Here is a 25925-nt window from a genome sequence, read left to right on the forward strand (position 1 = left end):
GCTGTAATTGCTTAATTAAGGCATCGAGCATCAAACGTGAATACTTGGCGCCATGTCGATCCAATGACTAAAGTTGTGGGTAGCAACATCCAACTCACATTGTATAAGTCAAATTATCTAGCGGTGACTCTAGCAACAACACAAGTTTGCTTAGCTTCTATTTGATGTGAGTGAGGTATTGATAAATAGATACTCAGATACTTAAATATTTAGATCTCAATGAATAGTGAGTCATTATGGTTAACGCAATGAACAACAAATTTAATCCGAGTCATGAAACCCACAAAGAAACGCTGATAAAGTTTCTGGCTTTACTTGTCATTATCGTTGCTTATTTTGGGTATATGAGTTGGAAATATAATGCGTCTACAGGTTTTGCATTAGCAATATTAAGCTGGAGTTTTTTTGTACTGTGCACACCCGTTGCTGACGGTGGGTTTCTCATCGCCTTTCCTGTGCGTTTACTGTTTAAAGTCAAGATGGCAACGACTCAAGTCGTGCTGTGGTTTATTGCTGTAGGGGTCAATGTTTACTTTATTAGCTTTTCTGAAAGTACTTATCAACTGACGTTTCTCACCCGATTACTCGAACATATTCTGACTCAACCTATTCCTTATTGGAGCATCCTCGCAATCAGCGCTGTTGGTACCTTCTTATCGGTTTATTTTGGCGACGAGATGATGGATGTCGTGACGCATAAAGACCGAGTAAAACACCATCAGCATGGCTTTAAATATCGGGTCATTTTGGTTGTCGGTATGGGGGCTGTAACCGTTACGGCGTATTACCATTTATTGCGTAGTTTAGGTGTGCATATACCAGTGTAAAGGGATAAAAAAAAGGGCCACGAAAACGTGTCCCTTTGATGTGAAAGAAGCGCTCTTATCCCTAAGGGAATTACTTCTTCTTTTTCTTTTTGTTCTTCTTACTGAAGTTTTTGCCTACTGGACCCGGCTTTTTCTTTCCAGGCGGCTTCGCTTCTTTGTTCTTTGGACGCAGATCTTTAACGAAACGACGCTTCAGTGGTTGCTCGATATAACGTTCGATTTTACCAACAACACGAATGTCATGGGCTTCAACTAGCGAAATAGCTGTACCTTTAGCGCCAGCGCGACCAGTACGGCCGATACGGTGAACGTAAGTATCTGCTGAGCGTGGCATATCGAAGTTAATAACATGGGTAATATCGTCAACGTCGATACCGCGTGCAGCAACGTCTGTTGCTAGCAAGATATTCACTTCACCTTTGGTGAAACGGCCCAGTGCTTGGAAACGCGCTTTTTGCTCCATATCACCGCGCATAAATGCACAAGTAATCCCTTCTTTTTGTAGCAAGCCTTCAAGGCTAGCGACCGCTTCACGTGTCTTGACGAAGACGATGGTGCGTTGCACATCTTCTTGTTTTAACAGTGCGCACAGCAGGGCAAATTTATGGGCTTTGTCATCGGCTAAGTGGATCCACTGATGAATTTTGGCTTTTTCGCTACGTGGTGCTTCAGCTTCAAGCTTAACGGGATTCGTTAACAGCTGATGCGAGAAACGACCTACGTCACTGCCTTCAAGCGTGGCAGAAAACAGCATGGTTTGCTTACGACCGACCGATTCGATTGCAATGGTTTCAACAACGGCAGAGAAGCCCATATCTAGCATGCGGTCGGCTTCATCAATAATCAGTACTTCTACTTCTTCCGCGTTGAAATGACCTTTGTCTAGGTATTCCATTAAACGGCCAGGAGTGGCGACTAAAATATCAACGTTCTTCTGTAGCGCTTCTTCTTGAGGACCGTAAGGGACACCACCTGTGATGATGACGCTGTCTAAACCTAGGCCTGTAGCAAGGTGGCTGGCATAGCGATGAATTTGGCTAGCAAGCTCACGAGTCGGTGTCAGGATCAATACACGTGCGCGGCCGCCATATCGACGTGGAAAGTCGAGAAGGTGTTGCAACGCAGGCAGAAGAAAGCTTGCAGTCTTGCCAGTACCCGTTGGCGCACGAGCTAAGATATCTCTTTGCTCCATGGCAACTGGGATTGTTTGTTGTTGTATGGTAGTGGGCTTGTTATGACCCATTGCTTTCAGTGACTCTAACAAACGAGGGTCAAGCTGGAGATCTTCAAATTGCATGCGTGGCATCTCAATAAATAATAGCCGGACATTATAAAGCTTATAGCAGAGACTTTAAACGATTAGATCGCCAGATCCTTAAAGCTTTAAATAAAAATCCTGACTCAGTTGACTAAAGGCTTTGCTGTACTGACCATTTTTCTCTCGGATATAAAGCTGCTGTTGAGAAGCCGTCTGTATATCTGTATCGCAATCGATAATATTTTTTGCTGTTAAATCATGGGTAAGCACCAGTATTTGACGATTCGGCGCTTTACCTTCAACGCTCGCTGCTAGCAGTTTGTGGCACAACCTCAAGTTATGCGTCGCCAAAATGGCTTCCAGCAGACTGACTGACTCAGTCGGTAATATGAGGCTAGCTTGCCCCTCGGGCGCTAATAGCTGCTTAATCGCTGCTAATAAAGCCTCAAAACTTAAACTGTCAGTATGGCGCGCCGTCGCTCTCGAAGCGCTACTCGACTGCGGTCCGTTAGCGAAATAGGGCGGATTGCAGATGATATGCTCAAACTGCTTGCTGTGGCCGTTTTGGCAATAGGCCTGGATATCACAACAGATAAGTTCTAAGCGATCTGACCAGGCTGAGGCATTAAAATTGTGCTGACAGTCGAGTGCTGCTTGGTCGTCAAGTTCAATTGCAGTGATTTTAGCTTGGCTGCGCTGAGCGGCCATCAGACTTAATAGGCCACTGCCAGACCCAATATCCAAAATAGTCTGTGCCTGACTTAAGGGCGCCCAAGCACCAAGTAATACTCCATCGGTACTTACTGGCATACCACAGCGATTGTCATCAATATGAAATTGTTTAAAGGTAAATGGCATTGCAACAGGGTCAGTTTGAACAGTTAACTTAATTGTACGCTAATCAAACCTCTGCGGTAATCTACTAAAAATGATCTGTTGTTAATGTTTTTGGATGTGTTGCGAATTCATGCTGGTAAGTGGTTACTAGCTTTAGAGTGCTTGCTGGGTATTAACGTGAATGTGTCTGCTTGTGGGTGCTAATAGGGTGAATGTAAGTTATGAAAATTAACTGTTAACTCCTTGTTGTTATCTGTATCGAGATTGGGTTTTATTAGGTATGCCAGCTTGTTTATTAGAAGTTACTCTGATAATAGTATGCCCCTCTTTACTCGGTAAAAGCCCAGTTTTAGAGAAGGTAAAACAGTTTTAAAGCAATTTAAGCGATAATATTTCCGCTGCTGTTCATAAACTCGCCATGTATAGGCCGTATTTACCACGGAGCCGTGTAAACTAATCATTACGCATTTTTGTTGTCATCCAAATATGGTGCCTTAGTGGCGTGATGGCATGAAATAGTTAACTAAAATAAAATCTAGATGGGGCATAAAGTGCAAAACAATCAAATGAGTATCGCAGATACGTTAGGGTTAGGTTTCATGACCTTCGCGTTCTTCTTAGGCGCGGGCAACCTAATTTTTCCGCCTTTAGCGGGCTTTATGGCTGGTGAAAATCTTACCCTTGCCATGTTCGGTTTCCTTATTACAGCTGTCGGCCTACCACTGATCACTTTGATTGCTGTCGCTAAAGCAAACGGTAAAATTATGCAGTTGCTGCCTCCCATCGCAGCAACAGCACTCGCCGTGTCGATTTTCATCATTATAGGGCCTGCGTTTGCAGCACCAAGAACCGGCCTAGTTGCTTATGAAGTTGGCTTTAAGCCATTTTTAGAAGATACGTCGGCAACCTTTATGCTTGCAGGCTTAACGTTAAACATCACGCAACTATTCTATACGCTGGCGTTTTTTGGGCTTTCAATGGTGCTGGCACTGTTCCCTGGTAAGCTACTAGATAGTGTTGGTAAAGTATTAACCCCGATCCTTATTTTACTATTAATGGGTCTAGCGGTTTCAGTTATTGTGATCCCGGGTAGCGACATTGGCGCTGCGGTTGGTGAATATCAAAGTAACCCGCTAACGAAAGGGATCTTGGAAGGCTACAACACCATGGATACCTTGGCTTCGTTAATCTTCGGTATGTTGATCATCGACATTCTACGCAAGAAAGGCATTACAGAGCCAAAAGCACAGACTAACTATTTGATTAAAGCGGCCTTGATTGCAGCAAGTGGTTTGGCATTTGTTTATGTATCATTATTCTATCTAGGTGCGACAGCGGGTGACTTAGCTGCCGGTGCTGAAAATGGTGGCGTGATCTTAACTAACTACGTTATCGCTAAATTTGGCGCGAGCGGCATGGTATTGTTGTCATCAGTTGTTACTCTTGCTTGTTTAACAACTTCAGTAGGCCTTATCAGTGCCTGTGGTGAGTACTTTAATGAGTTAGCACCCAAGGTATCTTATCGCCGCTTTGTTGTATTGGTGAGCGTTGTTTGTGCAACCGTTGCTAACGTTGGTTTAGCGCAGTTAATCGACATTAGTGTCCCAGTATTGATGACGGTTTACCCTGTCGCAATTGCATTGGTTGCAGTAACTTTCTTAACTGAACGTTTTGCTTATCCAAAAACCGCGCATCGCCTGGTCGTTAGTGTGGCGCTGTTCTTCGGTATTATTGATGGCTTTAAAGCGGCTAAAGTTGATGTAAGCATTTTTAATTTCATGCCTTTACACAACGAAGGTATGGCATGGTTACTGCCTACAGCTATCGTGATTATTGCTTGTATGTTTGTAAAAAAGCCTGCTGAGCAGCTTGCGGTTAATTAAAGCGAGAAAGCAGATTGTCGAGCGACTGCGTATAGCGCAAAATGGTTCGATGACATAATATTGAGGCGATGTTTCTAAGAAGCATCGCCTTTTTTATGGCAAGAAGGTTTAAAAGAAGGTTCTAGGAAAAGCAGGTTCTAGGAAAAGCAGAGACGGTACAAGCTGAGACGATGCAAGACGGGTAAAGCTGAAAGGCAAAAGACGGAAATGCCACAGCATAATGCTTTTGTAGGTTGGCATTTATGCCGTCATTGATGATGGGTAAAGCCCAACTTACATTAAATACACAATGCCGTCTTTTGACTGTATAGCAGGACGAAGTCCGCTCTAGCCGCGAAGCGTCCTCGCAGCGAGTATGCGAGCGCCCTAGGATCTAGGATCTAGGTCTAGGAGCAAGGAAAAGCTAAGACGGTAGAGCCAGAAAGGCAAAAGACGGAAATGCAACGATAATGCGCTTATGCCGTCATCTTTGATGGGCTAAAGCCCAACCTACAATAAAAAACATAATATCGAGTTAGGTTTAAATAGGAATAATAAGTGGCCGATAAGTACACGCCCGATAGTTTAATCGATCTGTTTTTAGACGACATTTGGTCAACCAAAGGGCTTAGCGATAATACCTTAAGCGCTTATCGCACCGACCTGCGCCACCTCGACCGATACTTACAAAAACAGGGCGCAGAGTTACTCACTTGCTCGCAACTTGAGGTGCGAGACTATCTTGCTGAGCGTTTCGATAAGGGCTGCGCTAAAACCAGTAGCGCGCGCATGATGAGCAGCCTTAGACGCTTCTATGGTTACCTTATCGTCAAAAAGCGCATCGATACCGATCCTATGGCATTAATAGAGTCGCCTAAACTGGCACGTAAACTGCCGGACTCATTAAGCGAAGAGGATATCGACCGCTTACTGGCTGAGCCCGTTGATGACGATCCAATCGAATGCCGTGATAAAGCGATGCTAGAGCTGTTATACGCCACAGGGCTTCGTGTCTCTGAGTTGGTGGGTTTGACCATGGAGCAGTTAAGCTTACGCCAAGGGCTAGTGCGCATTACCGGTAAAGGTGGCAAGGAACGTTTAGTGCCGCTTGGAGAGCTGGCCGTGACTGAGATTGAGGCCTACCTTAAATTTGCCAGAGCCGAGCTATTAAAAGGCAAGCAAAGCGATGTGTTATTTCCCTCAAAACGGGCGCAGCAGATGACACGGCAAACCTTTTGGCACCGCATCAAGCTATATGCCTTAAGAGCTGGAATTAGTACAGATCTATCGCCACATACTTTAAGACACGCATTTGCTACCCATCTGCTTAATCATGGGGCAGATCTACGTGTGGTGCAGCTACTACTTGGTCATAGCGACTTGTCGACCACGCAAATTTATACCCATGTGGCAACGGCAAGGCTAGCGACGCTTCATAGCGAGCATCACCCAAGGGGCTAGTTTCTGACTTAGTTTCAGGCTTAGTTTCAGGCTTAGTTTTCAGGATTAGTGTTGTAATTTTTTTAAATAGCATGTGCATAAATCTTCGCCGTAACACACTTAAATCAAGGGTTAAGTTCAATCGGATTTAAGCTGAGGCTGAGAGTTGTTGACTGGTTAAATTGTTTCAACAATTCTAAACTTTCCTAAAATATATGATGGGTTTCACGTCTGAATGATTTAGTTACAGCAAATAATTTGCTTTAACTTGGCTGAGTCTGTAACTTTTCAGCTCCAAACTAGGTCTAATCGTTTATACCCATAAGTCTGACCCTTACAGAGAGTAGGAATACCAATGAAGTTCACCCGAACATTTTCTTTGATGATTGCAATGATGATTGCGCCTGCTGCATTTGCAGCATCAAACAGCGCTGGTGACGAAACCGCTGCGTTAAAGCAAAAACTAAGTGACACGCTAAGCGTTGAAGTGATCTCTATTAAGCAATCACCTATCTCAGAGCTTTATGAAGCCTTTACCGATCGTGGTGTGCTTTACATTACTAAAGATGGCTCAAAACTGTTTCACGGTAATCTTTATGATCTTGATAAGGGCATGAAGAACCTAACTGAAGCGGCTATGGCTGGTCCTCGCGTTGGTATGATGAAGCCTCTTGAAGAAAACATGTTGGTTTATAAAGCTAAGAATGAAAAACACGTGGTGACTATTTTTACCGATGTTAGCTGTGGCTATTGCCGTAAGTTACATAACGAGATGCAAGAGTATAACGATCTAGGTATTACTGTACGTTACTTAGCTTTCCCACGTGCAGGTATTCCCTCAGCCAATGCTGATGAAATGGAATCAGTATGGTGCGCAGCTGACCCATTAAAAGCCATGGGCGCAGCGAAAAATGGCAAAGCGGTTAAACAAGCTTCATGTGACGCCAAAATCAAAGAGCAGTATGAGTTAGGACAAGCCTTTGGGATTAATGGTACGCCTGCAATTATTCTTGAAGACGGTACCTTAATTCCAGGTTACCAGCCACCTAAGGCACTATTGCGTACGCTTGAGTCGGCACAGTAATCTCAAAGCCGCGAGTGTAAAAAGTTATAGTCAAAAAGGTGAGTCTAGGCTCACCTTTTTTGTGCCCCTTTGGCAGCAGTCTTTGTTATGCTGGCAGGGTTTATATGCTGACATTATTTATATGAGGGTTTAATCCAACGTGATCCATAAGATAGTTCGCCGCCCGAGAGTGGATGATAGTCACCTTCCTGATACGTTTTCGCCAATCTTAAAACAGATCTATGCCAGCCGCGGTGTAAGTGCATCTGAGTGCGAATTAAGCTTAGCTAAATTACTCCGCCCCGACACTATGGCTGGGCTTGAGCAGGCCGCTAACATTATTGCCGACGGTATGGCGACGCAAAAATCGATACTCATTATGGGTGACTTCGATGCCGATGGCGCAACCTCTACCAGCGTGTGCGTGCTTGCGCTGAGAATGATGGGCGCCCAAAAGGTGGATTACCTGATCCCAAACCGCTTCGACTATGGCTACGGCTTAAGCCCTGAAATTGTAGCGGTTGCGGCCAGTAGAAATGCAGAGCTGCTGATCACCGTTGATAACGGCATTTCATCTATCGAAGGTGTCGCCGCAGCCAAAGCGCTGGGCATGACAGTTGTTATCACCGACCATCATCTACCGGGCCATACCTTGCCGGATGCCGACGCTATCGTGAACCCGAATCAAGATGGCTGTGGTTTTGCGAGTAAATCCATCGCAGGTGTTGGTGTGGCTTTTTATTTGATGTCGGCGCTGAGAGCTGAGCTAAGGCGCCGTAACTGGTATCAAGAACAAGGCATTAGCGAACCTAATCTTGCTCAACTACTGGATATTGTGGCGTTGGGTACCGTTGCCGATGTGGTATCGCTGGACACGAATAACCGTATTTTAGTCGAGGCGGGTCTGCAGCGAGTTAAAGCTGGCCGCTGCCGCGTTGGTATTACCGCTTTACTGGAAGTGGCTAAGCGAACACCGTCACGTATTGTCGCATCAGATTTTGGCTTTGCCGTTGGTCCAAGACTTAACGCCGCAGGCCGGCTCGATGAGATGGCTCTCGGTGTCGAAACCTTATTGTGTGACGACATCTCGCTCGCTCGTCGTATGGCATCAGAGCTCGATGGTCTCAATGCCGAGCGCCGTGATTTAGAAGCCGATATGCAGCAAGAAGCGCTTAAGAGCTTAGAGAGTATTGAGCTCAATGAAGCCGAGCTGCCGTGGGGAATTGCTATTTTTCAAGCCGATTGGCATCAAGGCGTGATTGGTATCTTGGCCTCACGCATTAAAGATAAATATCACCGCCCAGTGATCGCCTTTGCTGAAGCGGGCGAGGGCGAGATAAAAGGCTCGGCGCGCTCGATTAAAGGTCTGCATATGCGTGATCTGTTAGAACTAATTAATAGCCGTCATCCAGGGTTAATTATTAAGTTCGGTGGCCATGCTATGGCTGCAGGATTATCGATTCAAGCGGGTCAGTTTGCTTTGTTTGCCGATGCTTATGATAAAGCTGTACGTGAAATCTTAGCTCCAGAATTGTTAACCGGTGAGTTAGTATCAGATGGCGAACTGGTTCCCGAGCAGTTTAAGCTAGAGCTTGCCACTGAGCTTAGAAATGCCGGTCCTTGGGGGCAGTCATTTCAGGAGCCGTTATTTGATGGCTATTTTAGGGTTATTCAACAGCGCATTGTGGGTGAGAAGCACTTAAAATTGATCCTAGAAACCGAATGCGGCCGGGTGATGCTCGATGCGATAGCGTTTAATGTGGACTTGAAGACCTGGCCCGATGCGACGATTCAGTATGCTCAGGTGGTGTACAAACTTGATGTGAATGAGTTTAGAGGCAATCAGACTTTGCAGCTGATGGTTGAGCAGATAGAGCCTAAGTAGGCAGTTGCCCTAATCTAGCCGAACAAAAAGGATGCACTGGTTGCATTCTTTTTGTTTTTAGCCCTAACCCTCAACTTTTGTAGGGCAGTATCGTTAATTAGGCTTGCCTTAAGTAGGTTTGATGGAAGGTTTGCTATGAATATTTTGCAAGCTTCTAAATCAGGGACGATTTCGCAGAGCCAATAGGGATATATTTACGGCGTCTTGCTAAAGCACGGTAGGAAAGATTCCTTCTGTGAGTCCGAGCCACAACTGAGAGGAGAACCACCTTCTTCCGAAGGCTGGCTCTTTACTTGTTTAAATAAGCGGGTAGGCAATGAGCCCTAGTTACGCAGGCTTTAATGGTAAAACGGTGCTGAATTTCAATGATTCCATCGCAAAGGTTGAAGTGACATTGGTTAAGCCTGCCACTTGATTGACCAAGCGTTTATAAAAGTGATCAAATGCCGCCATATCTTCAACTTGTACCCGCATCATATAATCATACTCCCCAGCCATGCGGTAAAACTCCATCACTTCAGGCATGGCATAAACCGCTTCAATAAATGTCTCATACCAAGCATGGGAGTGGTCACAGGTCTTAACCTGCACAAATGCGGTGAAATCAACGCCTATCTTACTTGGGTTGAGCAGGGCGACTCGCTTGTTAATAACCCCCTCTTCTTCTAAACGCTTTAAGCGTTTCCAGCAAGGCGTGGTCGTTAAATTAACGGCTTTGGCTAACTCGTTAAGCGATAAGGTGACATCGTGCTGTAGCATGGTGAGCAGCTGTCGGTCTACTTTATCTAGTTTTACTTTTTCAACCACAAGGTCATTCCTTACTGAGATTATCTGCTGTTGCTTATTTAAGCATTCTTATAGTTTGCAATTGCACTTTAATAGAAAAACTTTCTCTTTTCTGCCTTGTTGGTAGAAAAAATGGAAAAATAATTCTTCAGTTAATCCATTACAATGAATCAAAGATTGCAATGACTATTTTCCAAATAGTGTCGATTACTAGAAGTGAGTACAACGATGAAACAACACTTATGGCCTTTATTCCTTGAAGCAGTTAAACGCGATGTCGTCCCAGCCCTTGGCTGTACCGAGCCTATTTCTGTGGCATTAGCTGCCGCAATTGCTATTGATGAGCTAGGGATAAAAGACCAAGCCAGTAGCATTAAGCTAGAGGTTGCTGTTTCTGCCAACTTAATGAAAAACGGCATGGGTGTGGGGATCCCGGGTACGGGGATGGTTGGCCTGCCAATTGCGGCCGCAATTGGCGCGGTAGCAGGTGAACGTCATGCCGGTCTTGAAGTATTAAAAAATCTCACCAATGGCGACGTTCAAGTTGCTAAATTGATGTTTGAAAACAATCAAGTGACAGTCGGTGTCGCTGATGTGGCTAATGTCTTATACGCCAAAGTCACGGTTTATTATCAGCAGCAAACGGCGAGTGTCACCATTGCCGATAGCCACACCAAGGTTGTCGCGATAGAAATAAATGGTAAGCAGTGTTTATCTGTTCCACAGGTGGCGACTGTTAATGATAATAGCGATAAAACTAACCCGTTTACCGAGGCAAAACTGCAAGATATTTATGATTTTTCCATGCATATACCTTTGGATGACATACGTTTTATTATGCAGGCTAAAAGCCTAAATGATGCTTTATCCATTGAAGGCCTAAGTGGTAATTATGGTTTGAAAATTGGGGCGACATTCGTTAAAAACCAAGAGAAAGGCCTATTATCTGGTGGCTTACTGACCGACGTATTAACTCGTACCGCTGGGGCGTCTGATGCGCGTATGGATGGCGCTATGATGCCTGCGATGAGTAATTCAGGCTCTGGCAACCAAGGTATTGCGGCAACCATGCCTGTTGTTGTCAGTGCAGATTTTCTTAAATCAACTGAGGAGCAAACCATCCGCGCACTCATGTTGTCGCACTTAACGGCTATCTATATTAAAAGCTATCAAAACAAGCTTTCAGCCTTATGCGGCGCAACAACTGCAGCTATGGGGGCCGCAGCAGGTATAACCTATTTGCTTGATGGTGAGATTGAGCAAGTCAGTGCAGCCATTTGCAGCATGATTGGTGATGTGAGTGGTGTTATTTGTGATGGTGCAAAGACAGCCTGTGCAATGAAAGTGTCTTCATCGGCAGGAGCTGCGGTAAAATCTGCCTTAATGGCCATTGATGGTATTCGGGTAACGGGCACTGAAGGTATAGTTGCTGATGATGTTGATCAAACCATCCGAAATCTTGCAGCATTAGCCAATGGCTCTATGACCCAAACCGATGTGCAAATCTTAGAGATTATGATGCACAAATAAGACAAGATTTTGATAAAGCCTAGTATTCGATGAAGCTTAGTAATAGCGCTTAGAAATGGCTCTTATCAATAGCCCTTATCAATAAGCTCAAGCTTAAAGCATAAACCTAAAGCATAAGCCTGAAGCTTAAACTTAAAGTAAAAAATTCAAGCCAAATCGGTTCTTAATTAAGAATGCCGATTTGGCTTTTTAGTTTCTCTATGCGATAAAGCAACACACGAAAGCCATTTTCAAGATGGCTATTTTTAAGACCGCTAGTTTCAAGAGAATGCTCACCTCAATCATTGCTAGCAGCACTCGTAAGATTTTCTCTTTCCCTTTCAACTTCTCTGTTTTTGATTATTTATCTGTCCATGTTATCCCTATAGATTGAACTGCTCATCAAGTCAGCATTTCGTCATCTACGGGCCTCAAACTCTCTCTCGCTTTAAATAATCAGACTAAATACTCATCTAGTAGGTTGATTTTTATACTTATTTATATGGTTTGCTGGCTAGTGATTTAGCTCACACATCGATTTAATTTAGTTGTGGTTATCACTTTAATTCGAGAAATGTGCGCCACACCTCTCTAAGTTAAAATCTAAAACATTGAAATAAATCACACTTTTAAAGGCTTGTTAGCGGATGATTAATGACTAATAAGGTGAAGGACATCAAACTATTGAGCGTTTAAAAGTGATTAACTCTTGATCTGGATCAGTACGAAAAAACGATGTGAAAAAATCGCTAGATTGAGAGTATTTTTTGCTAAATCGACGCCAATAGCGATGAATTTAAATAAAAATATTCTCTCCATCCTTGGGTATGCTCAGGCCAAGTAAACACTATAAAAATGCTGTTTTCCTATAAACATAATTATAATTTTTTCATGTCAGTGGCTATGGCCAAATTTAATGGAATTGACTAATGAGTGAAGTAATTCAAGGCACACCAAGTGGTGATATTCAAGCGCAACCCCTACACCAACGCGCCAATATGACTAAGGCCGAATGGCAGCAAGCAACCAAGTTTGACAGTGTTGACCTTGGCTGGATAGTGATGAGCATAGGTATGGCTATCGGTGCCGGTATTGTATTTTTACCTGTTCAGGTTGGCGTAATGGGATTATGGGTATTTTTGCTGTCATCTATCATTGGCTACCCAGCAATGTATTTATTCCAAAAGTTATTCATTAATACCTTAGCTGAGTCAAAAAAGTGTACCGATTATCCAGGCGTGATTGAAAACTATCTTGGCAAAAACTGGGGTATTGCATTAGGTGTGCTGTACTTCTTGATGTTGGTTATTTGGGTGCTGGTTTATTCGTTAGCCGTGACTAACGACAGTGCCTCTTACCTGCATTCATTTGGCGTAACAGAGGGCAAGCTAAGTGACAATGTATTCTACGGTTTAGGCTTAATCTGCGTACTAGCCTTTATCGGCTCAAAAGGCGAAAAGCTGCTATTTAAACTGTCAGGTTTTATGGCGGTGACCGTGCTGACATTGGTGGCGGTAATGGCTGTGTTACTGATGGCTCGTTGGGATATGGCGAATATTCCAAGCATGGGTGAGTTTGGCCCAATGCTGAAAAATGCCATTATTACCCTGCCATTTACCTTAACCTCTATTCTGTTTATCCAGTCGTTAAGCCCAATGGTGATCTCATATCGCTCACACGAGAAGTCGATTGAGGTCGCACGTTACAAGGCTGAGCGCGCAATGAAAATTGCTTTCTCTATTCTGTTTGTCGTGGTGTTCTTCTTTGCGATATCGTTTACCTTTGCCATTAGCCAAGCGCAAGCAACTGAGGCGATGAATCAAAATATCTCAGCACTGGCGATTATTGCGCAGTACTTCCCTGGGTCATGGGCGACAGTGACCGGTATTGTGATTAACATCTTTGCGGTGGTTACGTCATTCTTTGGTGTGTTCTTAGCGTTCCAAGAGGCTTGCCGCGGTTTAGCGATGAACGTGCTACTGCGTAGCCGTAAAGAGTCACAGATTAATAAAGAGCTAGTGAATAAATTAATCACAGTGTTCATTATTTTACTGGCTTGGTCTGCAATTGCGTTAAACGCGCCAATCCTTTCATTCACCTCTATTTGTAGCCCAATTTTTGGTTTGGTGGGTTGTTTAATTCCGGCTTACTTGGTGTACAAGGTGCCACACTTGAACAAATATAAGGGCTGGGCAACTAACCTGATTATTGTGACGGGTGTTTTGTTGTGTATCTCACCGTTGTTGGCATTCATGTAATTGATTTGGTAAATCACGGATTAATGATTTAATTTAATTATTTAAGGCTGAGTTAGACTGCGTCTAACAACTAAAGTCGTGGGATTCCATCCCACACCCGGGCAAGGAGGACTGCTCGTCCTTATCCTCCTTGCATCCACCATGATGCCCCGACGAAGTTACATGCGTTGAATACGGGCCTCATACTCCAACAAAAATCGCCTAACGGCTCAGATGGGACATCCATGTCCCCCCGAGCCTGAGCCATCATCCATGATGGCTCTACGGCATTTTTATCTGCGTACTTCGGCAACTTCGATGGGGAGTTGTGGTATCTATAAGTTCAGCATTACGCCGAGGTCATCACTAAATTAGTGGCTATAAAAAGCACATGATGTTGCTATGGGCTGGCTTGAGTCGCAACAGCTTGTTAATGGTAAGAGTGCTTAACAGTCAGAGGGCTAAATTGCACACGCTTAACAACGCGGCTTTACCATCTAATAGAGCAAGCTTTTAGCTTGCTCAGATAAAATCTAATATCTCTCGCGGCAATAGGTTAGAGCAGCTTGCGCCATACTTCGTATTCTTTGATGCCTTCTACTTCGCCTTCATGGTGCCAGTAGGTGACTGTTTTGCCATTCTCTTCACGGGTTTCTAGCCAGCCTTTAAAGTGGTAGTTTTTACCGTGGTGTTTGGCGCGAGTGCCGGTTTTTACCGCTTCGGTGTAGTTGTCGCCATCGACTATGAAATCACCTGCTAGGTAACCTAGAAACACGCCGTCTTCGGTGTTGGTTAGCGAGAAGATATCGCCCTTGATTGATTTGACTGCGACTAAAGTGCTGTTGTCGGCTTTGAGAATGGTGCCATCTGGTTTTTTGTATTCACCCTCAACAAAATACCAATTACCTTCATAGGTGTGGGCTGACACTTGTGTCGATGTAAATGCTGTTGCTAGGACGATACTGAGCCCAATAATAATCTGCTTCACTGTTTACTCCTTTAAGTGATTTCTTTAAATAAAATCTTCCGTGTTGCTCTCTTTGTAAGAGACTGTTCTAACCTATCACTGTTCGTTGCAGGCGAACAATAAAGTGTTGGAATGATATATGACTACTTTGAGTTAATCGGGTAAATAGGATGATATATCACGCTTTTATTGCCGCTGAAATGCGACAATAGTCCCACTCTAATTTTCTATCCATTCTTGTAAATTTTCTTTGCAACCCTCAACAGCTACCCATGCTACGCTTTCATTTAAAGCGCTTGCTGATTTTTCGTTTTTTTATGGTGTTTAACGAGTATTTTGTCCAAATAAAAGCGATGAGCTTGGCGCTGATCTGGACCGGATTACTGCTGTGCTCACTTGAGGCGTTACCGGCTCTAAGGCATAAATACCGAGCCAAGCGCCATGCAGGCTAGCTAATAGAGTTGCGATTGATGTCGGTTTAAGAATGAAAAAAGCCACTCAATCGAGTGGCTTTAAACTGGGCTGCATGTCTGGAACATTAATATCGTTGATATTAATGTTCCAAGTATTGATGCCTCAGGTATTAATATAACCGTTAGTAAGTAACGGTTTTAACGCCCTCAGGGGTACCGACTAGCAATACGTCTGCAGGGCGCTTAGCGAATAGACCGTTAGTGACAACACCAACAATACCGTCGATTTGCTGTTCTAACTCAGTTGGCTTCATGATCTTCATGTTGTACACATCTAAGATGATGTTACCGTTATCGGTCACACAGCCTTCGCGGTAAACAGGATCGCCGCCAAGCTTAACAATTTGGCGAGCCACGTATGAACGTGCCATAGGGATCACTTCGACTGGCAGTGGAAACTCACCTAAGATACTAACTTGCTTAGTGTTATCAACAATGCAGATAAACTTTTCAGCAACTGCAGCTACAATTTTCTCACGAGTCAGCGCAGCGCCACCGCCTTTGATCATGTGCATTTGGCTGTTGATTTCATCTGCACCGTCAACGTATACAGATAGCTCATTAACACTGTTAAGATCAAAAACCTCAATGCCTAAGGCTTTCATTTTCTCTGTTGATGCTTCAGAGCTTGATACCGCACCTTGGATATCATACTTCATGGTGGCGAGTGCATCGATAAAGTGATTAACCGTTGAGCCAGTACCTACACCAACAATACTGTCTTTCTCTACATACTGTAGTGCTGCCCATCCGGCGGCTTTTTTCATTTCATCTTGAGTCATTATGAAATCCCTTGTTAAAGAAAATGTTAAAGAAAAGGTTAAAAATATTGCTGATAGTATACTCGTTTAAGCCACTGAACGTGCCTGAAATTTACTTTAAAAGTGACGCATAATTGGTAAGGCGTTTATTTGCCGTGGATAAAACGGCAGTTTTCGATGCAGTTAACAGTTTATTGTCATGAGCTTATTCACAATAGCCGCTATAGTATGAGTGTGATTTAGATTGGTATTAGACGGAATTTTGGCATTCTTGGAGTGTCTTGGGTAATTAAAGGAGTCGATATGGCAGGGGCGAGTTTATTAACCTTGTTAGATGATATCGCGACGATTTTAGATGATGTCGCCGCAATGAGTAAAATTGCAGCCCGCAAAACGGCTGGTGTGCTTGGTGATGACCTGGCACTAAATGCACAGCAGGTGACAGGCGTGAGTGCCGACCGGGAGCTACCGGTTGTTTGGGCTGTGGCAGTCGGCTCGTTTAAAAACAAGTGTATCTTAGTGCCAGCGGCGATGCTGATCAGTGCGTTTATTCCGTGGGCTGTTACTCCGCTGCTTATGTTTGGCGGTCTGTACCTTTGCTATGAAGGTTTCGAAAAAATTTACCACAGCTATCACGCCAAAAAACACCATCAAATAGATGAAGCCGAGGCAAGTGCAGAGGAGATTGTCGATCTCAAGGAATATGAAGCCAATAAGGTTAAGGGCGCGATACGCACTGACTTTGTGTTATCTGCCGAAATTATTGCGATTACTTTAGGTATTGTGGCCGAAAAGAGTCTAAGTACGCAGTTTTTCACCTTGAGCTTTATCGCGATAGTTATGACCATTGGGGTTTATGGTTTAGTGGCTGGGATTGTTAAGCTCGATGATGCGGGGCTTTATTTAAGTCAGCGTCCTGGCGAGGGGGTATGGGCACGCTTTAAGCGTCGCTTTGGCATGATGTTATTAAATTCAGCCCCTTACTTAATGAAAACCTTATCGGTTGTCGGCACTATTGCCATGTTTATGGTGGGCGGCGGGATCTTAACCCATGGCTGGCATTGGGTGGGTGGGCAGATCACTCATGCGGCGCAGTGGATCGCGGCTTTTGAATTTGTAGGACCTGTGGTTGCCTTCATCACACCAAGTATTTTAAACGCGATTTTTGGTGTCATCGCTGGCGCGTTAGCGGTATTGCTGATGGAACTGTTTATGAAGCTAAAAGGCGATAAAAAAACCGTTAAATAGAGGGTGTCTCAGATAAATAACGTAATTTTTAGGTACAAAACCCAATGTCAAAGAGTAGGTCAAGTAATATGAGTAACAGGCTCAAACTCGCCAGCTTTAACCTGTTTAATTATATTGAGCCACCTTTGGCTTATTACGATTTTGAGAATATCTATAGCAAAGAACAATGGCATAAAAAGCAGGGCTGGTTAGCTGAGTTTTTAGCGCAGCATCAGCCCGATATTATTGGCTTGCAAGAGGTGTTTTCGGCTCAAGCCTTGGCTGAGCAGATGCGAGCTGTGGGCTATGCGCATTTTGCCACAGTGGGTGAACCAACCGTGATTGACGATTATATTTGCCGCGATCCGGTTGTCGCTCTTGCCTCAAAATATCCTTTCACAGAAGTGACCGCGATTGAAGCTGAGCCTGAGTATATTCATGCGCTTGGGCTAACCCCTAACTTTGCATTTAGCCGTAAACCCCTTCGCGCGACAGTGCAGTTGCCGCAAATTGGTCTTTGCGATATTTACGTGGTGCACTTTAAATCTAAGCGCCCGCACCTGGATGAATTGCCCCAGCCTAAGTTTTCAGAACCAAAGCTTTCAGAATCAAAACTTTCTGAACCTAAGCTTTCACTGCAGAAGGCTGGCTCTAGCGCACCTTTGGTTAACTTTGGTGAGTTATTAGGGCGTAACAGTCTAGGTCAGTGGGCATCGAGCATTCAGCGCGGCAGTGAAGCGGCGTTACTGTTGCATGCCATGCTACAAAGACGGATTGAGACCAATCAGCCAATGGTGTTAATGGGCGATTTTAATGAAGAGCTCACAAGCTCGGTATTATCGCCATTAACTAACCGCGAGCTACGTTTTGAAAAAGAGGGGCTGGGCGAGCTAGCGAATTTCCCGCTGACGGATGCTTACAAACTGTTTCAACAAGGTTTGCAGGATCTATTTGGCGTGGAGACTGCAGATAAAAGTCTTGTTGACGTTGCGGTAGAGGAAGAGTTAATGCTGGCTAAAGCACGGGCATCGAGAGCGCCGACTCATTACTACGGCGCCAGCGGTAATGTGCTGGATTACATATTATTGTCGGCAGACTTTGACCCAAGCTTTGATAATAGTGTTGCCGAAGTTTGTGACTATCACACCGAAGACAGGCACTTAGTGAACCCAAGCTTTGAGCGTGATAGCCAAAGTAGCGACCACGCGCCAGTTATTTGCACCTTACGCATTAGGCGCTAATGGTAAAGCTGGCTTTGTAGAGATGTTATACCAATCAGTATAAGAAGTTGATCTACTCAGAGCGGTTTTTGGCAAACTAATTCAAGGCGAATAGCTGTAAGAATGGCTATTCCCTTGTAAAGCTGTTCAACGCTGAAGTAGGCAGCCAAAAACGCTCCAGAATGGCGAGTTTTAGCGGCTCAGCTGCAGCGACTCTTAATGAACAAGAGGGAGCTAAACCCTAGTTCAACTATGCTCTTCACTCGTTGCCTTGCATCAGAACCGCTAAATTCTCGCTGAGCGACCAAATCTTTATACTGATTGGTATTATTCTATCCATTGACCGTCTTTATAGACTCGTGTTTCTTTGAGCGTTCCATCTTCATTAAAATATGTCCACTGTCCAGTAGGTCGGTCATTTTTGTGAAAAGATTCACGAGCTAAGGCGCCACTTTCATAATAAAGCAGCCATTTCCCGACTGCTTCGCCCGCCTCAAATTGGCCTTGTTCTTCTACTGTGCCATCTTCATAAAACTTGGTTATGATCCCATGCGGTTTGCCATCTTTAAAGTGTTCGGTTCTTGTTACTCTGGCATAGATGTCATAGCTTATGACTTCTCCTTGGAGTAGACCGTCGATAAGGTAACCTTTAGCCCTAACTCTTTGCTGGCTGTCCTTATCTAAAAATATCCCAGTATAGAGAGCGTCTTGATAGTAGATAACACCACCTCTTTGCTCTAACTCGTCAAAGATCACGCTTTGCTCTGTGCTGCTACAGCCGCTAAGTAACGTAATTAATACTGCCGATACTGAAATAGCCCTACACATTATCCTTTGTTCTTTTTAGGTGGAAGACCACTAAATTTTTTTGATGCTTTGCTGACAGCAATAACCTGCCGATTAAATTAATTGATATTTAACAATCGGTTTACATCTTTGTCTTCTTCGTGTCATGGTGGTGCTTTAGCATTCCATCTGATTAGACCTCGTACCACATAAGTAGAACTAGAACGTAATATTAAAGGAATAATAACAATGAAACGACCAGTTACTCGTAGAGATTTTTTAGCCATGTCTGCTAAAGGTGTGGGCGCTGCAGTTGTATCTTATGGCCTGATGGGCTGTAGCAGCGATGATGACAATGACATCTATGCCGAGTTTCTCCATGGCCTTGCTAGTGGCGATCCTAGCCATGATGCGGTGATACTTTGGACCCGCGTTACGCCAGAAAGTGATGGTGACATTAAGGTGTCGTGGGAGGTGGCGACCGATGCCGCATTTACCCAGTTAGTGAGTAATGGCGAAACCATCACTAACAGCGATAGAGACTATACGGTTAAGGTCGACGCCATGGGGCTCGAGGCTGGTACTCAGTATTTTTACCGCTTTAAAACCGGCAATAAAACTTCACAAGCAGGAATGACTAAAACCTTACCACAGGGCGCTATCGATAGTGCTAAGTTTGCCGTGGTGTCTTGCGCCAACTTCCCAGCTGGTTATTTTAATGTCTACGAGATGGCTTCAAGAATGGATGATCTTGATGCGGTTATTCATCTTGGCGATTACATTTACGAGTATGCCCGTGGTGAATATGCTAGCGAGCGCGCAGCGGCATTAGGACGCGAAGTCTTACCTGAAGGCGAGCTTATGAGTCTGTCTGACTATCGCACTCGTTATGGCCAATACCGTAGTGATATTAGCTTGCAAAAGCTGCATGGTAAAACGCCGTTTATTACGGTGTGGGATGACCATGAAGTGGCGAATGATAGCTGGCGTGACGGCGCTGAAAATCACAATGATGGCGAAGGGGATTTCGATGCGCGCAAAGAGGCGGCATTGCAAGCCTATTTCGAGTGGCTGCCTATTCGTCCGTGGCGAGAAGGCAATCATGAAGAGATCTACCGCTCATTCCAGTTTGGCGACTTAGTCGATTTACATATGCTAGATACGCGCCTGATAGGCCGTGATAAACCGCTCGATTACGTTGAATATATGAATGGTGCTGGTGGCTTAGATAGCGCACGCTTTATGGCAGATATCACAGATACAAATCGAACTATGCTAGGCCAAGAACAGCAGGCTTGGTTGCAAACGGCGCTACTGACGTCGACGGCCACATGGCAGGTCTTGGGGCAACAGGTATTGATGGGGAAGATGATGCTACCTGCGGCGATTGCGACTCAGCAGTTGTCTATTCCTGAGTTTGGTCAGTTAGCCGCATTAGCCCAGTTTGCAGCCAGAAAAGCGGCGGGCGATCCGACTCTGACTGAAGATGAGTTGAAGTACTTAGCCTTTTACGGCGATAAGTTAACGCCGCAGGCGATGGCACTGTTACAGCTGCCATCAATCCCTTATAACCTCGATGCATGGGATGGCTACGCTTACGAGCGTGAAGTGATTTTGGCAACGGCTAAGTCACAAGCCAAAAACCTAGTGGTGATAGCTGGTGATACTCATAATGCCTGGGCGAATGAGCTAAAAGATGCAGCTGGAGATGGTGTGGGGGTTGAGTTCGCGACGAGTTCTGTATCTTCACCTGGGCTTGAGTATTACCTTGGCATCGATGCTAAAGATATTCCAGCGACTGAAGCGGCGATTATCGATTTAGTCGATAACCTTGCTTATGCGAATCTAATGAATCGAGGCTTAATGACCCTGACCTTTACTCATGAAGAGGTGCGTAGCGATTGGCGTTATGTGGATACGATTTATACTCGCGACTTTACAGAAGACACCGAGCGAAACTTCTCTATGGTAACGAAAGCCGGTAGCCATACACTTGAAATGGCCAAAGCTTAAAACAGCTATGCTTAAGCGTTATCCTTAGCTTTCATTTACAGATGGTTTCGATTTAGCTGTATTTGATGAACAAAACTGATGAACAAAACAAAGCCGCCTTTTAAGGTGGCTTTATTTTTTAGTGATAACGACATAAGTTTTTCTGCTTTTTTGCAGCAATACAGATTAATTTAGTATAAAATTTGCCTCCAAAATCCGGTGGGTGCTTAGACTTTGAGCGGTTAATTCGTTTTGACGATTAACAGGCCCCATTCCAGATCTTGGAATAGATGTCATCACCTGCCTTTTTGTACTAATCAGCTAAACTACTTTTGATCTATTCTTATTGGATGACAGTGAGTTAGTGGAAATACACTATTTAAATTAACTTATTGTTTTTATAATCTAATTTGTAACTCTCCTCGTCAGAGTGTTGCTGTAAATAGATCAATTGATGTTATGAAAGGTATAAGACCTAATTTAGATATTAATAACAAGATGGGGACGGTCAGATGTCAGAGAAATGCTTTATTACTGCGCAAGAGTTGCTAGAAGATTCTTTTCGCTTAGCGGCACAAGTTTACGAGAGTGGCTTCCGTCCACAGTTCATCGTGGGTATTTGGCGTGGTGGTGCTCCAATCGGTATTGCGGTGCAAGAGTTTTTCGATTTCAAGGAAGTTGAAACTGACCATATTGCTGTACGTACTTCATCTTACTATGGCATTAATAAGCAGAGTAAGCAGATCAAGGTGCACGGCCTACATTACATTGTAGAAAACGCTAATGCCGGTGATGGCCTATTGATTGTTGATGATGTGTTTGATTCGGGTCGTAGTATCCATGCACTAATGGAAAACTTGAGCGACCTTATGCGCTTAAATATGCCAAAAGATGTGCGTATTGCCTGCCCATACTATAAGCCTCAAAATACCGCCGTACCTTTAAAGCCTGACTACTTCATTCATGAGTCAGATGAATGGTTGGTATTCCCGCATGAAGTCTCTGGTCTGTCGGCAGAAGAACTTGCCGAAGGCAAGGGTGACTTAAAGAACATTAAACACCTATTCGTTTAAGCTTGTTTCAGTGTCAGTTCACTAGAGCTTGAGCAGGACTGAACTGAGCTGCATTAGCTTGAATAAGTAGTAAAAAGCCACCGACAGGTGGCTTTGTTATTTTAAAAGAAGGACCTAGATCCTAGGGCGCTTCGCTGCGAGGACGGGCTTCGCCCTGCTAGGTACAGCAAAAGCCAAGCTGTTATCTTTTGCTTTGCCGTTTTTCCCATTTTTTACTTTCCTAGCACCTAGCACCTAGCACGCTTTGCGTTGAGAGTGGACTTCGTCCTGCTATAAAATCAAAAGAGGGTATTGTGTTTTTTAATGTAGGTTGGGCTTTAGCCCATCAAAGATGACGGCATAAATGCCGACCTACATTATAAAAAAGGCCCTAGGAAAGCAGGTTCTAGGAGTAAAAAAGGGCAAAAGTGTTACTCGCTGAGCTGGATAGATGGTTTTTTTGTTTTTCCTGCTTATCCCGTCTTAGCATTTTCCTAGGACCTAGGATCTAGGACTTTATTCTCCTGCTTTTCCTAAACCTAAAGCTTATCTATCTCATCTTTAAGTTGATAAGACTTATCGGTGACAATCTTTTCTAGGGTGACAACTCGCTCTTTAAGCTCGATAAGTTCGGCTTTAACGTTCGTTAATTCATCGAGTTCGACCCGCCCTTTATTTTTGTTGTATTCCTTAAATGCGGCGAAAGAAAAAACACCTATAATAGCTAGCGCGGCAACCGTAAAGGGCCCCATATGTCGCTCCTTGATGAGTAATAGTGCAACTCAATTATAGTGCTAAAAGAGGACTTAGTATGATTTGGACTTTGGAAGAGCAGGTCCTAGGTATAGCAGCCATCAGCGTTACATCTTAGCCTTGGATTTCGTTTGGCTTTTCCGGCTTTTATCGTCTTATACTGATTGGTCTTAGCTTTCCCTAGAACCTTATTTCCCGTCCAACGCTAACTTAGTTTTGATCCGTAAACAGGTTTGTTCTTGCTGCACCGCATCTTTTAATGCCCGCACAGCGAGCGCCGACAGTGACGTTTCAGACTCGATAATCTGCTTTAATGTGACAACATTGCCGTAGCTACAATCTTGTGGGATCAGTGTCTCGCTATAGCTTCGCATAAACACTGGGCCTTTATTTACGTCGAGCTTTATAAGTGCGCTTAAGCGCTGCTCTGCGGTCGTGGCGCTAAGGCGTTTCTGCTCACTTGGATATAGGTTTTGCATAACGGTGCGCACCTTAGCAAAAGGCAGGTTGGTAACACCTTGCGTGCGGCTTAACCATAGCTGCTTGCTCCCCGGTTCTGGACGAATGACCTCTGCGGCGATTGCCGATTTTTGGCCGCTATCAGAGTTATCGGCAGAGCGTTCTTTGTTGAGCCAATAGCCTGCGTTACGGTGCCCATAGCGATTGAGGTGGATGACCATTTTCCAGCGAAGATCTTGGTCTATCTTTATGCCTTTAATATTGGCGGTTTGCTTTAATAGTGAATCGATATGATTTAAGGCACTGTTACTGCGGCTAAATTCGATGTAGGTATCAAGCCAGCGCCGCTGAATATCATGATTGCCTGTATTGACCATCACTTTACGCAGACTCATCTGTTCAATCGCTCGTATGGCCATCTTGGCGTAGTGCTGGTGGCTAGGCTCCATTTTATCAAGATAAACTCGGGTATCAGACAGACTTGTTAACACTTGATCTAAGATGATCAGGTCGCGTTCGCCGGGTAAGTTGATGAGCACAGTGCCCATGTAGTCTTTTAGCGATAAGTCGCCGTTTTCAACACTGTCCCATAGGCTTTGCCACAACATGGATCGAAGTAATGGGTCATCTACGGATGATAAGTTCGTGCGCGCAGTGTTAAATGATGTTTTATCAAGACTGACTTTGACAAAGCCCCAGTCTTGATAGTTGGGATAAACTAGAGCTGGGCAGTGCAGGCCGATGACCTGTTTAACCTCTGTGGTTTCACCGCTGTAGATCACGGGAACACTAATGTTGTGGTGTAAGCGATCTCGGCCCTGGGTAAATAGACCAAGCAGCACTTTTTGCTCTCTTAAGGTGGGTAATCCACTCGGAGCCGTTTGTTTTAGGCTAAAACGGCTAATGCGGCCATTGTTGCAGCTAAACTCAGCTTGCAGGGTGTTGACTCCCGCATGATTCAACCAATCTTGGCTCCATTGGCTAAGATCGCGTTTAGCGGCCAGTTCAAGGCTGGTAATAAAGTCTTTTAACTCAGCATTTTGATAGCTGAACTGAGTTAAATAATGTTGAACCCCTTGTTGGAACGTTTTTTCCCCTAACAAGTAGTTGAGCTGCTTAAGTGTCGATGCGCCTTTGGAGTAGGTGATAGCGTCGATATTATCGAAGGCGTTTTGGCTCGATGCAACGGGCACTTCTATAGGGTGGGTGCTGGCAGAGCTATCTTGATGATAAGCACTCTGTTTGTTTTTGGCGTAAAAGCTGCGCCAGGCATGGCTAAATTCTGTGGCTTGGCTGGTGGCAAGTGTCCCCATAAATGAGGCAAAGCTTTCATTTAGCCATAAACCGTTCCACCATTTCATGGTGACCAGATTACCAAACCATTGATGGGCCATTTCGTGCATGATCACGCTGGCTAGCCGTTGTTGTTGCACGCGGCTCATTTCACCATCGGTGAGAAAACGACTTTCACTAAAGGTAATTGCTGCGGCGTTTTCCATTGCACCATAAAGAAAATCCGGCACTAAAACTTGATCGTATTTTTTAAATGGATACGGGATCCCAAAGTAGTTATCAAAGAAAGTGAGTCCCTGCTGGGTATAGGTAAACCAGTCTTTTTCATCAACTTGTTTGGCCACTGATTGTCGAGCAAATAAGCGCAGTGGATACTTGCCTGAGTTATCTTGCCATTCGTGATAAGGGCCTGCGTGCATGGAGAAGTTATAGGGGCTAAGTTTAGGAGACTCTGGAAATAGCCAGCGGCGCAGCTTTCCTTGGTCGCTAACTGAGGTTTCTCTCATCGCACTGATCACCGTCCACTCTTTTGGAGCTGTCACCGCTAAGGTGTAACGGGCTTTAAGATCGGGCTGGTCGAAAACGGCAAACATCTGCTGGGCAGCAGCGGGCTCAAAATGAGAATAGAGGTAGACCTGACCATCGACAGGGTCGACAAAGCGGTGCAGGCCTTCGCCATTACTGCTGTAATCTCGCGTGAATGCCACTTCAATGGTGTTGCTACCGCTGTTGAGTAAGCGTGGATTTAGGCTGATGTAGCTGTTGTTATAGTTGGGGTAGACCTTAGTACCATTAATAATGAAGCTGTTAATGGTTGCTTGGTTGAGATCTAAGCTCAGCGGTTGATCTGTATCGCTAAGCTCAAAACTCACTTTGCTTGTAGCGCTAAAGCTTTGCTGATCGGTTAAGGTGAAATCGAGATCATAATGCACATCAGATATGACAGCAGAGCGCTGCGCAGCAACCTCTTGGCTGATGTAGGGCGTATTATCCCGCGGGATATTGACTTGTTTACTGCTGGCATTTCCGGCAATCACAGAACAAAATAAAGCGGTTAAACCGATATGCAGCAACTTCAAAACAGCATCCTTAATATCAAAGCTAATGACCCTTAGCGTTTATTATTTTTTAAATAGAGTCTCTGCTGGTGACGCAATTGCAGTCTAATCCTAGCAGCAAGGCCATAAGTTACCTTATTTCTAGTTAGCGAAGAAGTATTAACGCGCTTCAATTTTTGC

Annotated in this window: 19 protein-coding genes; 11 read left to right on the forward strand and 8 right to left on the reverse strand. The window is 44.4% G+C overall.

The features are described 5' to 3' along the window. The first annotated feature begins 248 nt into the window (after positions 1-248). Positions 249-827, forward strand: coding sequence for a hypothetical protein (locus tag ACVBIU_RS04680; RefSeq protein ID WP_447160207.1), 579 nt, complete (start codon positions 249-251; stop codon positions 825-827). Positions 828-897: 70 nt separating this feature from the next. Here the strand turns inward: ACVBIU_RS04680 and srmB are convergent, their stop codons facing one another. Together srmB and ACVBIU_RS04690 are read right to left on the reverse strand one after the other, a co-directional pair. Then, a complete protein-coding gene (srmB, locus tag ACVBIU_RS04685; protein WP_447160208.1) occupies positions 898-2124 on the reverse strand; it encodes an ATP-dependent RNA helicase SrmB in 1227 nt (408 codons plus the stop codon). Between the two features lie 78 nt (positions 2125-2202). Continuing rightward, positions 2203-2943 carry a tRNA1(Val) (adenine(37)-N6)-methyltransferase gene (locus tag ACVBIU_RS04690; RefSeq protein WP_447163201.1) on the reverse strand — a complete coding sequence of 247 codons (741 nt, stop codon included), beginning with the start codon at positions 2941-2943 and terminating at the stop codon, positions 2203-2205. A 518-nt stretch (positions 2944-3461) separates the two neighbouring features. Here ACVBIU_RS04690 and brnQ point away from each other — a divergent pair. From brnQ to recJ, 4 genes are all read left to right on the forward strand, one after another. Continuing rightward, positions 3462-4805 (forward strand): branched-chain amino acid transport system II carrier protein, encoded by a 1344-nt coding sequence (brnQ, locus tag ACVBIU_RS04695; RefSeq protein ID WP_447160210.1) that lies wholly within the window; start codon positions 3462-3464, stop codon positions 4803-4805. Between the two features lie 537 nt (positions 4806-5342). Beyond that, a complete protein-coding gene (gene xerD / locus ACVBIU_RS04700; RefSeq protein WP_447163202.1) occupies positions 5343-6245 on the forward strand; it encodes a site-specific tyrosine recombinase XerD in 903 nt (300 codons plus the stop codon). A 334-nt stretch (positions 6246-6579) separates the two neighbouring features. After that, complete coding sequence (gene dsbC / locus ACVBIU_RS04705) at positions 6580-7308, forward strand: bifunctional protein-disulfide isomerase/oxidoreductase DsbC (RefSeq protein ID WP_447163203.1); 729 nt, start codon at positions 6580-6582, stop codon at positions 7306-7308. 139 nt (positions 7309-7447) lie between these two features. Then, positions 7448-9172 carry a single-stranded-DNA-specific exonuclease RecJ gene (gene recJ / locus ACVBIU_RS04710; protein WP_447163204.1) on the forward strand — a complete coding sequence of 575 codons (1725 nt, stop codon included), beginning with the start codon at positions 7448-7450 and terminating at the stop codon, positions 9170-9172. Between the two features lie 327 nt (positions 9173-9499). On the opposite strand, the gene ACVBIU_RS04715 is transcribed toward recJ, so the two are convergent. Next, positions 9500-9979: an Lrp/AsnC family transcriptional regulator gene (locus ACVBIU_RS04715; RefSeq protein WP_345773631.1), complete on the reverse strand. Its 480-nt coding sequence runs from the start codon at positions 9977-9979 to the stop codon at positions 9500-9502. A 207-nt stretch (positions 9980-10186) separates the two neighbouring features. On the opposite strand from ACVBIU_RS04715, the gene ACVBIU_RS04720 reads away from it, so the two are divergent. Together ACVBIU_RS04720 and ACVBIU_RS04725 are read left to right on the forward strand one after the other, a co-directional pair. After that, positions 10187-11488 carry an L-cysteine desulfidase family protein gene (locus tag ACVBIU_RS04720; RefSeq protein ID WP_447163205.1) on the forward strand — a complete coding sequence of 434 codons (1302 nt, stop codon included), beginning with the start codon at positions 10187-10189 and terminating at the stop codon, positions 11486-11488. Positions 11489-12396: 908 nt separating this feature from the next. Beyond that, a complete protein-coding gene (locus ACVBIU_RS04725; protein WP_447160215.1) occupies positions 12397-13725 on the forward strand; it encodes a hypothetical protein in 1329 nt (442 codons plus the stop codon). Positions 13726-14260: 535 nt separating this feature from the next. On the opposite strand, the gene ACVBIU_RS04730 is transcribed toward ACVBIU_RS04725, so the two are convergent. Beyond that, on the reverse strand, positions 14261-14692 hold the full coding sequence (locus ACVBIU_RS04730; RefSeq protein ID WP_447160217.1) for a hypothetical protein: 432 nt from the start codon (positions 14690-14692) through the stop codon (positions 14261-14263). Between the two features lie 574 nt (positions 14693-15266). Next, on the reverse strand, positions 15267-15926 hold the full coding sequence (rpiA, locus tag ACVBIU_RS04735) for a ribose-5-phosphate isomerase RpiA (RefSeq protein WP_447160218.1): 660 nt from the start codon (positions 15924-15926) through the stop codon (positions 15267-15269). 282 nt (positions 15927-16208) lie between these two features. Between rpiA and ACVBIU_RS04740 the strand changes: the two genes are divergently transcribed. Continuing rightward, on the forward strand, positions 16209-17153 hold the full coding sequence (locus ACVBIU_RS04740; RefSeq protein ID WP_447163226.1) for a DUF808 domain-containing protein: 945 nt from the start codon (positions 16209-16211) through the stop codon (positions 17151-17153). A 68-nt stretch (positions 17154-17221) separates the two neighbouring features. Beyond that, the gene (locus tag ACVBIU_RS04745) at positions 17222-18373 is read left to right on the forward strand and encodes an endonuclease/exonuclease/phosphatase family protein (protein ID WP_447163206.1); all 1152 of its coding nucleotides are present in this window, start codon (positions 17222-17224) and stop codon (positions 18371-18373) included. Between the two features lie 306 nt (positions 18374-18679). Here the strand turns inward: ACVBIU_RS04745 and ACVBIU_RS04750 are convergent, their stop codons facing one another. Further along, positions 18680-19180: a toxin-antitoxin system YwqK family antitoxin gene (locus tag ACVBIU_RS04750; protein ID WP_447163207.1), complete on the reverse strand. Its 501-nt coding sequence runs from the start codon at positions 19178-19180 to the stop codon at positions 18680-18682. A 207-nt stretch (positions 19181-19387) separates the two neighbouring features. Between ACVBIU_RS04750 and ACVBIU_RS04755 the strand changes: the two genes are divergently transcribed. Further along, positions 19388-21151, forward strand: a complete 1764-nt coding sequence (locus ACVBIU_RS04755; protein WP_447163208.1) for an alkaline phosphatase D family protein — start codon at positions 19388-19390, stop codon at positions 21149-21151. A 491-nt stretch (positions 21152-21642) separates the two neighbouring features. Continuing rightward, positions 21643-22203, forward strand: coding sequence for a phosphoribosyltransferase (locus tag ACVBIU_RS04760; protein ID WP_447160223.1), 561 nt, complete (start codon positions 21643-21645; stop codon positions 22201-22203). 518 nt (positions 22204-22721) lie between these two features. Here ACVBIU_RS04760 and ACVBIU_RS04765 read toward each other — a convergent pair. Beyond that, positions 22722-22934, reverse strand: coding sequence for a hypothetical protein (locus ACVBIU_RS04765; protein ID WP_439267534.1), 213 nt, complete (start codon positions 22932-22934; stop codon positions 22722-22724). Positions 22935-23123: 189 nt separating this feature from the next. Then, on the reverse strand, positions 23124-25766 hold the full coding sequence (gene pepN, locus ACVBIU_RS04770; RefSeq protein ID WP_447160224.1) for an aminopeptidase N: 2643 nt from the start codon (positions 25764-25766) through the stop codon (positions 23124-23126). Positions 25767-25925 lie beyond the last annotated feature (159 nt).

The organism is Shewanella sp. 30m-14 (assembly GCF_052977125.1).

Coding starts and splice junctions, on each gene's coding strand:
- ACVBIU_RS04680 (WP_447160207.1), top strand. CDS start 249: ATGAACAACAAATTTAATCCGAGTCATGAAACCCACAAAGAAACGCTG.
- srmB (WP_447160208.1), bottom strand. CDS start 2,124: ATGCAATTTGAAGATCTCCAGCTTGACCCTCGTTTGTTAGAGTCACTG.
- ACVBIU_RS04690 (WP_447163201.1), bottom strand. CDS start 2,943: ATGCCATTTACCTTTAAACAATTTCATATTGATGACAATCGCTGTGGT.
- brnQ (WP_447160210.1), top strand. CDS start 3,462: ATGGGGCATAAAGTGCAAAACAATCAAATGAGTATCGCAGATACGTTA.
- dsbC (WP_447163203.1), top strand. CDS start 6,580: ATGAAGTTCACCCGAACATTTTCTTTGATGATTGCAATGATGATTGCG.
- ACVBIU_RS04720 (WP_447163205.1), top strand. CDS start 10,187: ATGAAACAACACTTATGGCCTTTATTCCTTGAAGCAGTTAAACGCGAT.
- ACVBIU_RS04725 (WP_447160215.1), top strand. CDS start 12,397: ATGAGTGAAGTAATTCAAGGCACACCAAGTGGTGATATTCAAGCGCAA.
- rpiA (WP_447160218.1), bottom strand. CDS start 15,926: ATGACTCAAGATGAAATGAAAAAAGCCGCCGGATGGGCAGCACTACAG.
- ACVBIU_RS04740 (WP_447163226.1), top strand. CDS start 16,209: ATGGCAGGGGCGAGTTTATTAACCTTGTTAGATGATATCGCGACGATT.
- ACVBIU_RS04745 (WP_447163206.1), top strand. CDS start 17,222: ATGAGTAACAGGCTCAAACTCGCCAGCTTTAACCTGTTTAATTATATT.
- ACVBIU_RS04750 (WP_447163207.1), bottom strand. CDS start 19,180: ATGTGTAGGGCTATTTCAGTATCGGCAGTATTAATTACGTTACTTAGC.
- ACVBIU_RS04755 (WP_447163208.1), top strand. CDS start 19,388: ATGAAACGACCAGTTACTCGTAGAGATTTTTTAGCCATGTCTGCTAAA.
- ACVBIU_RS04760 (WP_447160223.1), top strand. CDS start 21,643: ATGTCAGAGAAATGCTTTATTACTGCGCAAGAGTTGCTAGAAGATTCT.
- ACVBIU_RS04765 (WP_439267534.1), bottom strand. CDS start 22,934: ATGGGGCCCTTTACGGTTGCCGCGCTAGCTATTATAGGTGTTTTTTCT.